The organism is Acuticoccus yangtzensis, from assembly GCF_001927245.1.
Lineage (GTDB): Bacteria > Pseudomonadota > Alphaproteobacteria > Rhizobiales > Amorphaceae > Acuticoccus > Acuticoccus yangtzensis.
On sequence record NZ_MJUX01000001.1, the window covers coordinates 698,485 to 714,343 of the forward strand.

Annotated in this window: 16 protein-coding genes; 10 read left to right on the plus strand and 6 right to left on the minus strand. The window is 69.9% G+C overall.

Annotated features, from left to right (window positions below):
* Nucleotides 1-4 precede the first annotated feature (4 nt).
* Nucleotides 5-499, plus strand: coding sequence for a hotdog family protein (locus BIX52_RS03145; RefSeq protein WP_205647681.1), 495 nt, complete (start codon nt 5-7; stop codon nt 497-499).
* A gap of 13 nt (nt 500-512) precedes the next feature.
* A complete protein-coding gene (locus tag BIX52_RS03150) occupies nt 513-1,472 on the plus strand; it encodes a hydroxymethylglutaryl-CoA lyase (RefSeq protein ID WP_075219513.1) in 960 nt (319 codons plus the stop codon).
* Between the two features lie 80 nt (nt 1,473-1,552).
* Here the strand turns inward: BIX52_RS03150 and pcaC are convergent, their stop codons facing one another.
* The gene (pcaC, locus tag BIX52_RS03155) at nt 1,553-1,930 is read right to left on the minus strand and encodes a 4-carboxymuconolactone decarboxylase (protein WP_075219514.1); all 378 of its coding nucleotides are present in this window, start codon (nt 1,928-1,930) and stop codon (nt 1,553-1,555) included.
* A gap of 224 nt (nt 1,931-2,154) precedes the next feature.
* Here pcaC and BIX52_RS23430 point away from each other — a divergent pair, with 224 nt between their 5' ends.
* The 5 genes from BIX52_RS23430 to eutC all read left to right on the plus strand — a co-directional run bounded on the left by BIX52_RS23430 (nt 2,155) and on the right by eutC (nt 6,271).
* Nucleotides 2,155-2,322 carry a hypothetical protein gene (locus tag BIX52_RS23430; RefSeq protein ID WP_157956188.1) on the plus strand — a complete coding sequence of 56 codons (168 nt, stop codon included), beginning with the start codon at nt 2,155-2,157 and terminating at the stop codon, nt 2,320-2,322.
* 4 nt (nt 2,323-2,326) lie between these two features.
* Nucleotides 2,327-3,115: an alpha/beta fold hydrolase gene (locus BIX52_RS03160; protein ID WP_075219515.1), complete on the plus strand. Its 789-nt coding sequence runs from the start codon at nt 2,327-2,329 to the stop codon at nt 3,113-3,115.
* Complete coding sequence (locus BIX52_RS03165; RefSeq protein ID WP_211098140.1) at nt 3,112-3,939, plus strand: aspartate dehydrogenase; 828 nt, start codon at nt 3,112-3,114, stop codon at nt 3,937-3,939. Before BIX52_RS03160 ends, BIX52_RS03165 begins: the two co-directional genes overlap by 4 nt.
* Before the next feature lie 131 nt (nt 3,940-4,070).
* Complete coding sequence (locus BIX52_RS03170) at nt 4,071-5,456, plus strand: ethanolamine ammonia-lyase subunit EutB (protein WP_075219516.1); 1,386 nt, start codon at nt 4,071-4,073, stop codon at nt 5,454-5,456.
* The gene (eutC, locus tag BIX52_RS03175; RefSeq protein WP_075219517.1) at nt 5,453-6,271 is read left to right on the plus strand and encodes an ethanolamine ammonia-lyase subunit EutC; all 819 of its coding nucleotides are present in this window, start codon (nt 5,453-5,455) and stop codon (nt 6,269-6,271) included. The genes BIX52_RS03170 and eutC overlap by 4 nt, the downstream gene beginning before the upstream one ends.
* 349 nt (nt 6,272-6,620) lie before the next feature.
* Here eutC and BIX52_RS03180 read toward each other — a convergent pair whose 3' ends face one another.
* The 4 genes from BIX52_RS03180 to BIX52_RS03195 all read right to left on the minus strand — a co-directional run bounded on the left by BIX52_RS03180 (nt 6,621) and on the right by BIX52_RS03195 (nt 10,086).
* A complete protein-coding gene (locus tag BIX52_RS03180; protein ID WP_075219518.1) occupies nt 6,621-7,706 on the minus strand; it encodes a twin-arginine translocation signal domain-containing protein in 1,086 nt (361 codons plus the stop codon).
* Nucleotides 7,703-8,152 (minus strand): L-alanine exporter AlaE, encoded by a 450-nt coding sequence (alaE, locus tag BIX52_RS03185; protein WP_075219519.1) that lies wholly within the window; start codon nt 8,150-8,152, stop codon nt 7,703-7,705. The genes BIX52_RS03180 and alaE overlap by 4 nt, the downstream gene beginning before the upstream one ends.
* Nucleotides 8,153-8,258: 106 nt before the next feature.
* Entirely contained in the window at nt 8,259-9,581 is a 1,323-nt protein-coding gene (locus tag BIX52_RS03190) for a TRAP transporter large permease (protein ID WP_075219520.1), read from the minus strand.
* Nucleotide 9,582: 1 nt separating this feature from the next.
* Entirely contained in the window at nt 9,583-10,086 is a 504-nt protein-coding gene (locus tag BIX52_RS03195) for a TRAP transporter small permease subunit (protein WP_075219521.1), read from the minus strand.
* 305 nt (nt 10,087-10,391) lie between these two features.
* Between BIX52_RS03195 and BIX52_RS03200 the strand changes: the two genes are divergently transcribed.
* The 3 genes from BIX52_RS03200 to BIX52_RS03210 are packed head-to-tail and all read left to right on the plus strand — an operon-like array spanning nt 10,392 to nt 14,871.
* Nucleotides 10,392-12,125: an FAD-dependent oxidoreductase gene (locus BIX52_RS03200; RefSeq protein WP_083659971.1), complete on the plus strand. Its 1,734-nt coding sequence runs from the start codon at nt 10,392-10,394 to the stop codon at nt 12,123-12,125.
* Nucleotides 12,122-13,390, plus strand: coding sequence for an FAD-dependent oxidoreductase (locus BIX52_RS03205; protein WP_075219523.1), 1,269 nt, complete (start codon nt 12,122-12,124; stop codon nt 13,388-13,390). The genes BIX52_RS03200 and BIX52_RS03205 overlap by 4 nt, the downstream gene beginning before the upstream one ends.
* Nucleotides 13,387-14,871, plus strand: coding sequence for an FGGY family carbohydrate kinase (locus BIX52_RS03210; protein ID WP_075219524.1), 1,485 nt, complete (start codon nt 13,387-13,389; stop codon nt 14,869-14,871). Before BIX52_RS03205 ends, BIX52_RS03210 begins: the two co-directional genes overlap by 4 nt.
* Nucleotides 14,872-14,917: 46 nt before the next feature.
* Here the strand turns inward: BIX52_RS03210 and BIX52_RS03215 are convergent, their stop codons facing one another.
* Entirely contained in the window at nt 14,918-15,733 is an 816-nt protein-coding gene (locus BIX52_RS03215) for an SDR family NAD(P)-dependent oxidoreductase (protein ID WP_083659972.1), read from the minus strand.
* Between the last annotated feature and the right edge of the window lie 126 nt (nt 15,734-15,859).

Below are 15,859 nucleotides of genomic sequence, written 5' to 3' on the forward strand. Positions count from 1 at the left end.
CGCCGTGTTGGCAAAAACGCCGCTATTCGACAGCATCAACGTCGGCGATTCCATCACGCCGCTCGTCAAAGGGCCGATGACGACCGCGCACATCATGCGCTGGTCCTCGGCGATCGAGAATTGGCATCGCATCCACTATGACCGGACCTACGCCCAGGAGCACGACAAGCTACCGGACGTGATGGTCAACGGCTCGTGGAAGCAGCACGTGCTCATCCAGCTCGTCAGCGACTGGGCGGGCGAGGACGGCTGGGTGGTCGAGATCGACTTCCAGTTCCGCGGCATGGACGTGCCGGGCAACACCCTCACCGCCTTCGGCACCGTGACCGAGACGCGCGATTGCGGCGCCTACGGTCTCGTCATGCTGGAGATCGGCCTGAAGAACGAGACCGGCCAGAACGGCACGCCCGGCACCGCGAGCGTACTTCTGCCCAAGGCGGGCGGGCCGCCGGTCCCCTACCCGTTCGACCCGGCCATCCTCGCCGGCGCCGAGAGCTGAGAGGAGCGACACGATGTCTGATCTTCCCAAGACCTGCCACATCATGGAAGTCGGCCCGCGCGACGGGCTGCAGATCGAACCCAAGGTGCTCACCGTCGAGGAGAAGCTGCGGCTGATCGACGGGCTGGAGAAGGCCGGCTTCACCGAGATCGAGGCCGGCTCCTTCGTCAACCCGAAGGCGGTGCCGCAGATGGCGAACACGCCCGAGGTGTTCGCGGGCATCACGCCCAAGCCCGGCGTCCTCTACCGCGCCCTCTGGCTGAACGCGAAGGGGCTTGAGCGCGCCGTCGCCACGCCCAATGTCGCCGTCGACGGGGTGCTGCATCTCACCGCCAGCGAAGTCTTCGTGAAGCGCAACACCAACCGCTCCATCGCCGAGACCTTCGAGCAGCTCCCCTCGTGGATCGAGCTCTACCGCACCCACGGCATCCCGGTCGACAGCATGGGCGTCATGGCGGCGTTCGGCTGCAACTTCGAAGGCAACGTGCCGCCGCAGCGTGTGGTCGACATCATCGCCCGCACGCGCGACATCATCGCCGAGCACGGCGGGGCGCTGAAATATGTCAACCTGGCCGACACCATGGGCTGGGCGGTGCCGGACGGCATCAAGCGCCTTTGCGGGATGGTGCAGGAGCGCTGGCCCGAGCTGGAACTGAAGCTCCACCTTCACGACACGCGCGGCATGGCGATGGCCAACGCGCTGGCCGGCCTCGAGGCGGGCGTCGCCAAATATGACGGGTCGATCGCCGGGCTCGGCGGCTGTCCCTTCGCGGGCCACAAGGGCGCCGCGGGCAACATCTGCAGCGAAGACCTCGCCTTCATGTGCGCCGAGATGGGGATCGACACCGGCCTCGACCTCGACGCCTTGATCGAGGTCGCCGCGCTTGCCGAAGAGCTGGTCGGCCGCACGGTGCCCGGCAAGGTGATGAAGGGCGGCTCGCTGGAGCGCATCCGCCACGCCGTCGCGTCCTGAGCCGCCACCCGCGTGGCGCGCCAGGCCGCCGTGTGACCGCCCACGGCGCCGTTGCGAAGGCAACGGCGCCGCCTCGCGGCTCAGTCCTCGCTGTCCAACACCTCACGCGCGGTGCGGAAGGCGTCGATCCCTGCGGGAAGTCCGCAATAGACCGATGCCTGAAGCAACACTTCGGTGATTTCGGCCTTCGTCACGCCGTTGGTCAGAGCGCCGCGCACATGGGCTTTCAGTTCGTGCGGGCGGTTCAGCGCCGTCAGCATGGCGAGGTTGATGAGGCTCCGGCTTCTCCTGTCGAGCCCCGGCCGGTTCCAGATCTCGCCCCATCCATAGGTGGTCACGAGCTCCTGCAGCGGCGCGTTGAAGTCGTCCATTCCGGCCATCGCGCGGTCGACATAAGCGTCGCCCAGCACCTCGCGGCGCACCTTCATGCCCCGCTCGAAGATTTCTTTTTTGTCCATGAATATCCTCCCCGAGACCCGCTATCCGGCTCTGTCGCCGGATGGCATATCGGAATATGATCCACCGTCTTTTTTTGATGCAGTAGACGGGGCGGCAAACGATGGTCCACGGCGGTGAAGATGAGCCGCGCACCACGTCTCCTCGGTCTCCGGCGCGCTGCGCACCGCCGATCCTGCCGCGTCCCGCCGTCCCGGCGGCGCCGGCTTCGGACCGGAGGCGCGTGGTGCCTCTTGCGAACGGCCGCGAAATCGGCTTCGGGGAAGTCGGCCAATCGACCTTCCCCCCGGCCGAAGGCATCCGACACCTTTTCCCCCGCCCCGACGACATCTCGACGATCAAGCGGCGCACCGCCTTCGCGCCGCCACCCAACGACAAGCGCACACCGGAGTGAGCCGATGCCCACTTTCACCGCCGACGACGGCTGTCCCATCTACTACGAGGACGAAGGCGACGGCCCGGCGATCCTCTTCATTCCGGGCCTGGCCGGCAGCGGCAATTTCTGGTCGGGCGTACGCGCCGGACTGCCGGGCTACCGCACGCTCACCCTCGACCACCGCGGCACGGGCCGCAGCGGCATGGCAGGCGACAGCCATACGATCCCGCGGATCGCCCGCGACGCGCTGGCCCTGCTCGACGCGGCCGGCCTCGAAAGCGCGCACATCGCCGGCCACTCCACCGGCGGGATGGCCGCACAACACATCGCGGTGACGGCGCCCCCGCGCGTGGAGAGGCTCGTCCTCAGCAGCACGTGGGGCCATGCCGACCGGCGCTTCCGGCTGATGTTCGAGGCGCGCCTCGCCCTTCTCACCGGCGCGGGGCTCTATGCCTATACGCAGCTGACACAGGCCATCGGCTACGACGCGGCGACCTTGGACGCGAACGCGGCGGCGCTCGACGCCGACCTCGAGGCGACCCGCGACGCCGGTCCGCAACCGGTGCAGGAGGCGCGCATCCGCATGCTGCTCGGCGAGCCCGGCATTCCTGACCACGCCGACATCATCCAGCCCACCATGGTCATCGGTGCGCCGGACGACGCGATGATCGCCTTCACCCATTCGGAGCGACTGGCGGCGGCCATTCCGAACTCGATCCTGGTGCGGCAGATGGGCGGCCACTTCTTCCCCCGCGCCTATCCCGACGCCTATTGCGCCGCTTTGAAGGCCTTCCTCGGCGGGCAGAGGTGACCGCGATTGCCGAGGAGACCGCTAGCGCCGCGGGCGGGAAACACGTCGCGGTCATCGGCTTCGGCGCCATGGGCCGCGCCGTCACGACGTCGCTCGCGGCGCGCGGCGGGCCGGCACTGATCCGCACGGCCCTGCTGCGTCCGGGCTCGGCGGCCCCGTTGCCGGACGATGTCACGCGCGTCACCAGCGTCGACGATCTCATCGCCGCTCGCCCCGATCTCGTCGTGGAGTGCGCCACCCACGCGGCGGTGGCCACCAGCGTTCCGGCGCTTCTGGCGGCGGGGATCGACGTCGTCATCGCCTCCGTCGGCGCGCTCGGCAAGCCGGAGATCCACGCCGCGGTGACCCAAGCTGCGGCGCGAGGCGGTTCGCGTGCGATCGTCGCCACCGGGGCGATCGGCGGGCTGGACGCGCTGCGCTCGGCCGCCTGTGCAGGGCTCTCGTCGGTCCTCTATACGGGGATCAAGCCCGCAGCCGCCTGGACCGGCACACCGGCCGAGGAGGTGCTGGACCTCGGCGCCCTCACAGCGCCCGCCACGTTTTTCGAGGGCACGGCGCGCGAGGCGGCAGAACGCTTCCCCAAGAACGCCAACGTCACGGCCGCGGTCGCGCTCGCGGGTGTCGGCTTCGACGCGACGCGGGTCCGCCTCGTCGCCGATGTCGCCGGCGGCAACCGGCACGAAGTGAGCGCAGAGGGTCCGTTCGGCTCGTTCCACATCGCGCTCACCAACGCGCCCCTTCCGGACAATCCGAAGACATCCTGGCTCGCCGCTCTCAGCGTGGAACAGGCGATCCTGCGGCAATTCCAACATCTGGAGGCGTGACGGCGGCGGGACCGGCCGGCGGCGCCCCCTGCGGCGCGCCGATGCTGCACCGCGCTACCCATCGCGCCATCTTCGTATAGGGTTGGCGGCATTCTCGCATACGGGGGCCTGACGGCCGCGAAGGGATGAGAATGGGCTACAAGTACGCAGTGGGCCACGAGGTCCATCGGTTCGACACGCTCGCCGTGCTGATGGCGAAGGCGACGCCGCGCCGTTCGGGGGACGAACTCGCCGGTGTCGCGGCGGCGGACCCGGAGGAACGCGCCGCCGCCCAGTTGGCGCTGGCGGACCTGCCGCTGAAGACCTTCCTCGACGAGCCTCTCGTCCCCTACGAGTCAGACGAGGTGACCCGCCTCATCCTCGACAGCCACGACCGGGACGCCTTCGCCCCCATCGCCCACCTGACCGTGGGCGACTTCCGCGACCTTCTGCTGACGGACGACGTGGACGGCGCGGTGCTGGCGGCGCTCGCCCCCGGCCTGACGCCGGAGATGGCGGCGGCGGTCTCCAAGATCTCGCGCAATCAAGACTTGGTCCTCGTCGCCCAGAAGGCGGAGGTGGTCACGCGCTTCCGCAACACCATCGGCCTCAAGGGCCGCTTCTCGACGCGGCTTCAGCCCAACCATCCGACGGACGATCCCAACGGCATCGCCGCGGTGATCCTGGACGGGCTGATGTATGGCAGCGGCGACGCGGTGATCGGCATCAACCCGGTGTCGGACTCCATCCCCGCGGTGATGACGCTCCTGAAGATGCTGGACGATGTGATCCAGACCTACGCCATCCCCACGCAGGGGTGCATTCTCTCCCACGTGACGACCTCGCTCGAATGCATCGAGCGCGGTGCCCCGGTGGACCTCACCTTCCAGTCGATCGGCGGCACGGAGGGCACCAACCGCTCCTTCGGCGTGACGCTCTCCATCCTACAGGAGGCGATGGAGGCGACGCGCAGCCTGAAGCGCGGAACGGTGGGTGACAACGTGATGTATTTCGAGACCGGCCAGGGGAGCGCGCTCTCGGCCGGGGCACACCACGGGGTGGACCAGCAGACGCTGGAGGCGCGGGCCTACGGCGTGGCGCGGGCCTTCTCGCCGCTTCTCGTCAACACGGTGGTCGGCTTCATCGGCCCGGAATATCTCTATGACGGACGGCAGATCCTGCGCGCGGGGCTGGAGGACCATTTCTGCGGCAAGCTGCTCGGCCTGCCGATGGGGTGCGACATCTGCTACACCAACCACGCCGACGCCGACCAGAACGACATGGACACGCTGCTGACGATGCTGGCGGTGGCGGGCGTCACCTACATCATGGGCATTCCGGGGTCGGACGACGTGATGCTGAACTACCAGACGACCTCGTTCCACGACGCGCTCTATGCCCGCCGCGTTCTGGGCCGCCAGCCGGCGCCGGAGTTCGCCGCGTGGCTGGAGAAGACGGGCCTTTTCGACGGGGAGACGCTGACGCGGCGCGCCAGCCCCTCCGGCCCGTTCCAGGCCGTTCTGGAGGCGGCGCGATGAGCGGGAGCGACCCCAAGTCCGCCCTCCCCGCCGCGGTGGTTCCGGACCGCTGGGAGGCGCTGCGCGAGCTGACCCCGGCGCGGATCGCGCTCGGCCACACGGGGGTGAGCCTGCCGACGAAGCACCACCTCGCCTTTCAGATGGCGCACGCGCGCGCCGCGAAAGCCGTGCACGAGGCGCTGGACCCGGACGCCTTCGCGGCGCTCCTGGCGGCGAGAGGCTGGCCCGCCATCGCCCTCTCAAGCGCGGTGGCGGACCGCACGGAGTACCTCACCCGGCCCGACCGCGGACGGCGCCTGTCGGACGCGAGCCGTACGGCGCTGAGCGCCGTTGTCTCGGCTGAAGCCCCGCAGCTCGCCTTCGTGGTGGTGGACGGTCTGTCGCGCGCGGCGATCGAGTCGCATGCGCTGCCCTTCCTGGATGCGGCGATGCCGATGGCGGCGGAGGCGGGGTGGACGGTCGGCCCCATCGCGGTGGTGCGCAACGGGCGCGTGGCGGTCGGCGACGAGGTGGGCGAGGTGTTGGCGGCGACGATCACGGTCGTCCTCATCGGCGAGCGTCCGGGCCTCTCCTCGCCGGACAGTCTGGGCGTCTACCTCACCCACGGGGCGAAGGTCGGCACCACGGACGAGGCGCGCAACTGCATCTCCAACGTGCGCGGCGCGGGCCTTCCCCCGGCGGATGCGGCGGCCAAACTGTTCTGGTTGCTGAAGGAAAGTTTCGGGCGCGGCTTCTCAGGCGTCGCGCTGAAGGACGACGCGCCGGTGTCCCAGGCGATCGACGGCGGCGGCCAGAATTTTCTGACGGGGCGCTGAAGCCCCTCAGTTCATCGGGACCTATGAGGATCGTGGCGGGGTCAAGATCTCGCCCGGACCCGCGCGCAGGCCGCTTCTTCAGCGGGCGAGCACGGGGAGGACGAGGTCTTGACGCCGTCACGATCCTCGACAGCCTTGCATCAGGTGGTCAGTCTCGGGCTTCTTCAGCCCGAACTGACCGCCTGCCCGGTGGCGAGACCCAACTGCGCTTTTGCGCAGTTGGGCAACAAGGATGCTGAAGTCGGCAACAGCCGACTTCAGGGGGAGCGCGAGGGGGGAACGCCCTCGCTGCGGGGGCTCCGCCGGCATGCTGCCGACGAAGTCACGCCAACGGCGCCGCCCGCCAGCGTCAGCGGTAGGGATACCCCGCCTTTTCCTGATTGGCGGCGTACTCCTTGAAGATCTCCACCACCTTGGCGTTGCGCGGGGAGCTTTCGGCGATCTCGTCCCAGAAGCTCTCGGCGTCCTTGACGACCTGGTTCCACTCCTCGGTCGGGATGGACGTCAGCTCCATCTTCTCGCCTTCCACACGCAGCTTCGCCTCGCCGCCCCAGTACCAGACGTTCCGGTAATAGTGGGACTGGTCGATCGTCGACTTGAAGAGCTGCTGCAGGTGCGGCGGCACCTTGGCCCAGCTTTCGGTGTTCGCGAAGTAGGAGCCGAACCACGCGCCGGTGACGGAGTTGGTCAGCGCGTAGTTGCAAACGTCCGCCCAGCCGACCTCGTAGGCCTCGGTGAAGCCGCACCAGGCGACGCCGTCGAGTTCGCCAGTTTGCATCGCCACTTCCACATCGTCCCACGGCACGGTGACGGGGATCAGCCCGTAGCGCGACAGGAAGCGCCCGGCGGTGGGGACGCCGAAGACGCGCTTGCCGCGCATGTCGGCGAGCGAGCGGATCGGCTCGTTGACGGTGAAGATGTGGAGAGGATCCCACGCGCCGGTGGAGAGCCAGGTGACGTTGTCGACCTCGCCGTAGGCCTCGGCCCAGATCTCGTCGAGGCCGTAGTACATGAACATCGACGCGACATCGAGCGAGAAGCGGGTGGCGAAGGGGAAGTAGCCGCCGAACACGGAGATGTCGACCGGCGAGGCCATGGTGGCGTCGTCGGACTGCACGGCGTCGATGGTGCCGTTCTGCATGGCGCGGAACAGCTCACCGGTGGGGACGAGCTGATCGGCGTAGTAGAGCTCGATCTCCATCTCGCCGTTGGCGGCGGCGTTGAAGGCGTCGATCTGCGGCTTGATCACGTGGGCGCCGAGCGGTGCGCCCGAGTAGGTCTGGAGGCGCCACTTGATCGGCGCCTGGGCGCGCACGATGGCGGGGGCGGCCAGGGTGGATGCGCCGAGCGCCGCACCGCCGAGGCCGGCCTTCTTCATGAAGGCGCGGCGGCTGGCCAGAATGCGGTCGGACGGGCTCCTGTTGTCGTCGCTCATGAGACGTCTCCTTCTTTCTCGGGGGTGTGGGGAACAGCGCTCGGCGGCACGATGCCGGCCATACGGCGCACGGTGTCGAGAACGAGGCCGAACGGGCGGCCGAGGACCAGCATGAAGGCCGATGCGGAGGCGATGGCCGCCGCGATCTCGGCCCCGTCCGCCCCGGCGACCACCAGGGTCGCGGCATAGAGCGGCACCTGAAAGGACAGGAAGGCGGCGGTGTCGACCACCGCGCGCAGGGCGGCGGACCCGGCGCCGGCGCGGCGCAGCAGGAGGTCGCGCCACATGCCGTAAGGCCGGGCGGTGGCGATCATGATCGGCACCATCACCGCGCGTGTCAGGGCGACTTCGGCGGGCGACAGGCCGGCGATCAGGAGTTCGGTGGATGCGGCGACGACGGTGAAGAAGACGACGCTGGTGAGCGTATCGACGAGGAAGAGCTTCATGTCCCCGGTGTTGGCCGGCGGGCCGGTGCGAGACCAGCGGCCACGCCCCCCGCCGCCGTACCGAGGGCGCGAGACACGGGCCGCCATGGGCCAGAAGGGCCGCGCCTCAGTAGCCACGGACGGTCTGCGGCAGCCAGAGGGCGATCTGCGGGAAGGCCATCACCAGGGCGATGGTCAGCCCGATCATCAGCACGAACGGCCAGATCGACCGATAGATGTCCGGCAAGGTGATTTCCTTCGGCGCCAAGGCCCGCATCAGGAAAAGGTTATAACCGAAGGGGGGTGTGATGTAGGCGATCTGGCACGTCATCGTATAGAGGACGCCGAACCAGATGAGATCGAACTCCAGGATCTTCACCAGCGGGATATAGAGCGGCGCGACGATGACGAGCATCGCCGTATCGTCCAGGAACATCCCCATGATGATGAACGAGATCTGCATCATGATGATGACCTGCCAGGGCGTCAGCTCCCAGCGGGTGATGAAGAGGCTTTCGATGGCCCGCACCGCGCCGAGCCCGTCGAACACCGCTCCGAAGGCGAGCGCCGCCAGGATCAGCCACAGGAAGAGCGACGACACCGCGAGAGTCTTGCGCGCCGTCGAGTGGATCATCGCGAAGGACAGGCGGCGCTTGGCGGCGGCGGCCAGCGTGGCGGCGGTGGCCCCCACGGCCGAGCTTTCGACGAGGCTTATGTAGCCCATCAGAAATAGCCCGGTCATGGAGAAGAAGATGAGGAACGGGATGATCCCCGCGCGCAAGAGCTTCAGCTTTTCGCCGAGTGGGATCGCCAGCTCCTCGTCCGACAGGCGCGGTGCCAGGCTGGGGTTGGCCTTCGCCCGCATCCACACGTAGACGCCGAACATCACCGCCATCAGGAGGCCGGGGACGACACCCGCCAGCCACAATTGGCTCACCGGCTGGCGCGCGATCATGCCGTAGAGCACCATCACCACCGACGGCGGCACCAGGATGCCGAGCGATGACCCGCCCTGCACCACGCCGGTGATCAACACCTTGTCGTAGCCGCGGCGCAGCATCTCCGGAATGGCGATGGTGGCGCCGATGGCCATCCCCGCCACCGACAGGCCGTTGATGGCCGAGATGATGACGCACAGCATGATGGTGCCGATGGCAAGGCCCCCCGGCAGCCGCCCGAACCAGACGTGCATCATCCGGTAGAGGTCCTCGGCGATGCCGGATTCGGACAGGATGTAGCCCATGTAGATGAACAAGGGCAGCGTCAGCATCGGGAACCAGTTGAACAGCTTGAACGCCGCCGCGAAGGGGAGTTCCACGCCGCCGGTGCCGTAGAGCAGCATCACCGCGGCCGACGCGACGAAGCCGATCGCCGCGAACACCCGCTGCCCCGTGAGGAGGAGCAGCAGCATCGAGGCGAACATGAGAATGGCGATGAGTTCGTTCGTCATGTCAGGCCGGTTGCCGCAAGGTCTTGATGTCTTTGATGACGAGGGCGATGGCCTGGGCGATCATCAGGGCGATGCAGCAGCACATCAGCACCTTGATCGGGATCATCGACGGGTTCCACATGGAGAACCGCTTTTCGCCGGTCTGTACGGCGTATTGGGTAGACGACACCGCGCCCCACAAAAGTACGCCCAGATAGAAGAGAAGGCAGCCGGAGAAGACGAGATCCAGCACCGCCTTGCCGCGCGCGGAGAGGCGCTCGTAGAGGAGGTCCATGCGCGCGTGGTCGTTGTCGCGCAGGGTCATGGGGCCGCCGGTGAAGTAGTAGGCCGTCAGGGTGAACTGCGCCGCCTCGATGCACCAGTGCAGCGGAATGTCGATCACGTTGCGGGTGACGGCGTCGAGCAGCAGGATGCCGATCATCATGAAGATCAGGTACATCGCGCAGATGCCGACATAGCCGGAAAGCTTGTCGACGACCCGGACGTAGGTGTCTGCGGCCTTCATCCGTCCCCCTTGGTTCGGGCCTCGGCCCGGCTTTCGTGTGCGCTGCGCGACGAAGAGTGCCACGGCAACGCGGGCGGCCCATGCAGGATGCCTGCCAGGACCAGGCCCCGCCGCAGCGGTCCGGTATGTGTGTGGATCATTCGCGCACCATCGACCCCCTCACCGCTGCACAGCAGCCGGGATGCGCATGGTGACGCAGCTCGTGATTATGTTCTAGGCATAATGAGCGGGTGGAACGAATTTGACCCGCTCGCCGCAAGCGGCAACAAGGGCGCCTTCGCCAGGCTGGACGGGAGCCGACAGAGATGACACCGGCCGTGCCGCACGCCACGCCCTCTTCAGCCGCCGCGGCGGCGACGGACACGGCGCCTTACGACGTTGCGGTCGTCGGGGCGGGCGTCGTCGGCTGTGCCATCGCCCGGCGTCTTGCGCTGGAGGGGGCGCGTGTCGTGGTGCTGGAGAAGGCGGCGGACGTGCTCGCCGGCGCGTCCAAGGCCAACAGCGCGATCCTGCACACCGGGTTCGATGCGCCGCCCGGCACGCTTGAGGCCGCGTGTATCGCCGCCGGACACGCCGAATATCGCGCCATCCACGACCGGCTCGGCCTGCCGCTGATCGAGACCGGCGCGCTGGTGATCGCCTGGAACGAGACGGAAGCGGCGCGCCTTCCCGCCCTGATGGCCGACGCGGAGCGGAACGATGTCCCGGTCCATCCCCTCACGGCCGCCGAGATCCGCCGGATGGAGCCCAACCTCGGCGCCGGTGTCGCGGGCGGCTTCCGCGTGGCGGGCGAGGCGATCATCGACCCCTGGTCCACGCCGCATGCCTATCTGGCCCAGGCGCTCGCCAACGGCGCGGCTTTGATGACGGGGGCGGAGGTGACCGGCGGCACGTTCGACGGCGCGGCGTGGACGCTTGCCGTCGCCCACCGCGATGCCGTGCGGGCGCGGGTCGTCGTCAACGCCGCAGGGCTGTTCGGCGACCGGGTGGAGGCGGCGCTGCTGGGCGCATCGTCGTTCCAGATCCGCCCGCGCAAAGGCCAGTTCATCGTCTACGACAAGCCGGCCGCCGCGCTTGCCGGGCACATCCTCTTGCCGGTGCCGACGGAGATCACCAAGGGAGTCGTCGTGTGCCGCACGGCGTTCGGCAACCTCCTGGTGGGGCCGACCGCCGAGGAGCAGGAGGACCGCACCACCGCCGCGCTCGACGCCGCCTTGCTGGAGCGGCTGAAGAAGCGGGCCGAGGCGATCGTCCCGGCGCTGGAGGGCGAGACCGTCACCGCGCTCTATGCCGGGCTGCGTCCGGCGAGCGAGGCCAAGGAATACCGCGTCGCGGCGCACCCGGACCGGCGCTATGTGGCGGTCGGCGGTATCCGCTCCACCGGCCTCAGCGCGGCTCTGGGCCTCGCCGTCCACATTCATGGCCTGGTCGCGGGAATGGCGACCGGCGTGATGGGTGGCGCTGCGCCGGCCGATCCGGTGTGGCCGCGCGTGCCCAACATCGCCGAGGGAGCCCCGCGCGATTGGGAGCGTCCCGGCAACGGCGGCATCGTGTGCCACTGCGAAAGCGTGACGCGGCGCGAGATCGAGGCGGCGCTCGCCGGTCCGCTCGGCGCGCGCACGGTCGCCGGGCTGAAGCGCCGCACCCGCGTCACCATGGGCCGCTGCCAGGGCTTTTATTGCAGCGCCGCCCTCGCCGCGCTGACGGACGGGCGCCTCGCCGAACCCTTTGTGCCCGCTCATCCCACGCCGCTGGGCGCCGGCGCCGATCACCCCGCCGCCTCCGTACACGTCGCGGCCGGACGCGCCCTGCCCGCCATGCCGGCAGATGCCCTGCCCTCGGATGCCGCGCCCACAGGTTCCGCACGCGCAGAAGCACCGCCCGCAGAAACCGCATGCGCAGGTGCCGCGCGCGCAGACGGCCAACCCGCAGAAACCGCGCGCCGCGATGCCGGGCCTGCTGACGCGACGCGGGCAGCCGTGTCCGACACCGCTCCATCGCCCGCCACCGTACGTGCCACGCGCGAGGCGGGCCGATGAGTGCGGCCACGCCAGACGCGCCGGACCTCGCCATCATCGGCAGCGGCCCGGCGGGGCTTGCGGCGGCCATCGCCGCACGCGCGCTCGGCCTCTCGGTCCTCGTCATCGAGCGCGAGGCGGAGCCCGGCGGCATCCCGCGCCACTGCGCCCACTCGCCTTACGGCTGGCGCGAATATCGCCGGCTGATGACCGGACCCGCATTCGCCCGCCGCCTTGCCGACGACGCGGCGCGGGCGGGCGCCGTCATCGCCTGCGGCACCACGGTGATGGCGCTGAACCCCGGCCCGGCCCTGACGCTGGCGAGCGACAGAGGCATAGAGACGATCACCCCCGCCCGCGTGCTCCTGGCGATGGGCGCGCGCGAAACGCCGCGCTCCACGCGCCTCATCGGCGGCACCAAGCCGGGCGGCGTCCTCAACACAGGCGCGCTGCAGGGCCTCGTCCATCTCAACGGCATGCTGCCCTTCCGCCGTCCGGTCGTGCTCGGCACCGAGCTCGTCGCCTTCTCCGCCCTCCTCACGCTGCGCCTTGCCGGGGCCAACGCCGCGGCGATGGTGGAACCCGCCGACGCGCCCACCGCACGCTGGCCGGCCGCGCTCCTCCCCCGGCTCCTCAGGGTGCCGCTCCACCTCGGCACCCGCATCGACGCCATCGAGGGAACAAGCCGCGTGGAAGGGGTACGCGTCACCGGCCCGCGCGGGACGAGGCGCATCGCGGCGGACGGGGTCGTCGTCACCGGCGGCTTCCGTCCCGAGGCGGCGTTGCTGCGTGGCACCACGATCGCGCTGGATCCAGCGACCGGCGGCCCCGTCGTCGACCAGTTCGGCCGCACGTCCGACCCCGCCGTGTTCGCCGCGGGCAACCTCCTTCGCCCGGTGGAGACGGCCGGATGGTGCCACCGGGAGGGGCGCGCCGCCGCCGCCACCATCGCCGCCAGCCTCGCCGGGGAGCTGCCGCCGCACGGCCCCGCGCTGAGCATCACGCTCGGCGATGGCGTCGCCTACGTGGTGCCGCAGCGCATCGCACTCGGGACCGGCCCGCACCACGCCCGCGGCCCAGGCGCCGGCTCGGCCCCCGATGCCGCGCAGGTGCGCCTGCAATTGCGCCTCACCGCTCCGGTGCGCGGCGAGGTGCGGGTGGAGGTGGACGGCCGCCGCATCGCCTCCCTCCCCGTCGATTCGCGGCCCGAACGGCGCCTCGTCCTCACCCTCCCGCCGGACGTTCCGCCAGGGTCCGCTACGGTGCGCGTGGAGGCGGAGGCGTGAGCATCATCGCCATCGACCAGGGGACGACGAGCACGCGCGTCCTCCTCGCCGGGCCGGATGCGCCGCGCGTGGTCCACAGCATCGAGCATCGGCAGATCTACCCGGCGCCGGGCCGCGTGGAGCACGATCCGGAGGAGCTTCTCGCCAACATCGTCACCTGCCTGGGCCGCGGCGCGGAGGCGGCGGGCGGACCGGTGACGGCGGCCGGCCTCGCCAACCAGGGCGAAAGCTGCCTCGCCTGGGACCGCGACACGGGCGAGGCGATCACCCCGGTTCTCGTCTGGCAGGACCAGCGCGGGCAGGCGGCACTGGACCGGCTCGCCGCGCGCATTATGCCGCACGGTGGCGGCGCAGACGCCCTCTCGCGCGCCCGCTCCGGCCTGCCGCTGGACCCCTATTTCTCCGCCTCCAAGCTCGGCTGGATCATGGCGGAGGTGCCGGCCGCGCGCCGTCTCGCTGCCGCCGGGCGCCTCGCCCTCGGCACCACCGACGCCTTCTTCCGCCACCGCCTGACCGGCCGCATCGCGACCGACATCACCACCGCCGCCCGCACCGGGCTGATGGCGCTGGACACCGGCAGTTGGGACCGGGATCTGTGCGACCTCTACGGCGTTCCGGTCGAAGCGCTGCCCGCGATCGGCCCCTCCAGCGGTGACCTCGGCGCGCTCACTGCGGGCGGCCGTCCTGTGCCGCTCAACGCCAGTTTGACCGACCAGCAGGCCGCGCTCTACGGCCATGGCTGCCGCGCCCCCGGCGATGCGAAGATCACCTGCGGCACCGGCGCCTTCATGCTGGCGGTGACCGGCGCCGGCCGGCCGCCGGACGCCGGAGGAGCGCTCCCGGCCGTCCTGTGGCGGCGCGAGGGAGAGGCGCCCGTGTTCGGGCTCGACGGCGGGGTCTATACCGCCGCGGCCGCCGTCAACTGGGCCCGCCGCACCGGACTGGTGGATGATCTCGCCGCGTTGAACAGGCTGACCGGCCCGCCCGCGATCCAGCGCGGCCTCATCTTCGTTCCCGCGTTGTCGGGCCTCGCCTGCCCGCATTGGGACCCATCGGCGCGCGGCAGCTTCGTCGGCCTGTCGCTGGACACGACGCGCGAGGACATCGCTCGCGCACTGCTGGAAGGCATCGCACTGCGCATCGCCGAAGTGGCGGCGGCGTTCGGCGCGGCCGTCCCGCTGGCGGACGCCATCCCCGTGGACGGAGGGCTGTGCAACAACCGCTATTTCGTGGACATGCTGGCCGCCTTCACCGGGCGCACGCTCAAGCTCGCCGCCTTCGCGGACGTGACCGCCTACGGCACCGCGAGCCTGGCCGCCGACGTCACCGGCACCCGCATCGCCCCTCCGCCCCCGGCCCGGCTGGTGACACCGGAGCGCGACCTCACCGGCGCCCTTCCCGCCTTCGCCCACGCGGTCGCCGCCACCCGCGCCGCCGCACGCGGCCCGGCCCCGGCAGGCGACGGCCCCGGCACGACGTAACGTCGGCCACACATCGTTTCAGAGTCACCGCTCCATAAGTGGTCCGTCAGTGGATGAGGGCGCCGCCGTTGGCACTGATCTCGATGCCGGTGCAGTAGGCGGACAGGTCGGACGCGAGAAAGAGCGCACAGCCGGCGACATCGTCCGGCGCGCCGGCGCGGCCGAGAGGGATGCCGGTCAAAATGTCGGACAGCATGCCGGGGGCAAGGCGCGCCTTGGTGAAGTCGGTCGCGATGAAGCCGGGGCAGATGGCATTCACCCGCACACGGTCGGGCGCCAGTTCGCGCGCCAACGCCTTCGTCAGGCCGAGGACGCCCGCTTTGGCGGCACAATAATGCGCGCCGGAGAACACCGTGCCTCCACTCAACGCCGCAATGGAGCTGAGGTTGATGATCGACCCCTTGCCGCCCGTGCGCATCCTCGGGATGACCGCCTGACTCATCTGCAACGTACCGCGCAGATTGACGTCGATCACCGCGTTGAAATTGTGGTGCTCGATGTCCATCACCCCCAGCGACTGGGTGAGGCCCGCATTGTTGACGAGGATGTCGATGCGGCCCCACCGGGTGTCGAGCTGGCGCACGACGTCCTCACAGGCCGCCATGTCGGTGACGTCGCAGGCGAGGCCGATATGGCCGACGCCGATGTCGACCGCCGCATCGGCCGCCTGCGTCTTGTCGAGATCCAGGATGGCGACTTGCGCCCCCTGGGCGGCGAACAGGCGGGCCATCGCGCGCCCCAACCCGTTCGGACCGGCCGCCCCGGTGATGATCGCGGTCCGCCCTGCCAAAAGTCCCGTTCCCGCTCCGGCCTGTGCCGCAGCGCTCCCCTCCCTGACGTTACGCAGCGAACTGGTGAACATTGTGTGTCGTCGACCCCCCGCGAGGCTCTTCTACCGTTGTTGAAGTTGGTGACTTTCCACCCGGATCTCACCACACCGTACCCGATCGACCCGCCGATCGTGGCGCAAGACTGCGACAAAGCTGAC

Coding starts and splice junctions, on each gene's coding strand:
- BIX52_RS03170 (WP_075219516.1), top strand. CDS start 4,071: ATGGGCTACAAGTACGCAGTGGGCCACGAGGTCCATCGGTTCGACACG.
- BIX52_RS03180 (WP_075219518.1), bottom strand. CDS start 7,706: ATGAGCGACGACAACAGGAGCCCGTCCGACCGCATTCTGGCCAGCCGC.
- eutC (WP_075219517.1), top strand. CDS start 5,453: ATGAGCGGGAGCGACCCCAAGTCCGCCCTCCCCGCCGCGGTGGTTCCG.
- BIX52_RS03190 (WP_075219520.1), bottom strand. CDS start 9,581: ATGACGAACGAACTCATCGCCATTCTCATGTTCGCCTCGATGCTGCTG.
- BIX52_RS03200 (WP_083659971.1), top strand. CDS start 10,392: ATGACACCGGCCGTGCCGCACGCCACGCCCTCTTCAGCCGCCGCGGCG.
- pcaC (WP_075219514.1), bottom strand. CDS start 1,930: ATGGACAAAAAAGAAATCTTCGAGCGGGGCATGAAGGTGCGCCGCGAG.
- BIX52_RS03215 (WP_083659972.1), bottom strand. CDS start 15,733: ATGTTCACCAGTTCGCTGCGTAACGTCAGGGAGGGGAGCGCTGCGGCA.
- alaE (WP_075219519.1), bottom strand. CDS start 8,152: ATGAAGCTCTTCCTCGTCGATACGCTCACCAGCGTCGTCTTCTTCACC.
- BIX52_RS03195 (WP_075219521.1), bottom strand. CDS start 10,086: ATGAAGGCCGCAGACACCTACGTCCGGGTCGTCGACAAGCTTTCCGGC.
- BIX52_RS03160 (WP_075219515.1), top strand. CDS start 2,327: ATGCCCACTTTCACCGCCGACGACGGCTGTCCCATCTACTACGAGGAC.
- BIX52_RS03150 (WP_075219513.1), top strand. CDS start 513: ATGTCTGATCTTCCCAAGACCTGCCACATCATGGAAGTCGGCCCGCGC.
- BIX52_RS03205 (WP_075219523.1), top strand. CDS start 12,122: ATGAGTGCGGCCACGCCAGACGCGCCGGACCTCGCCATCATCGGCAGC.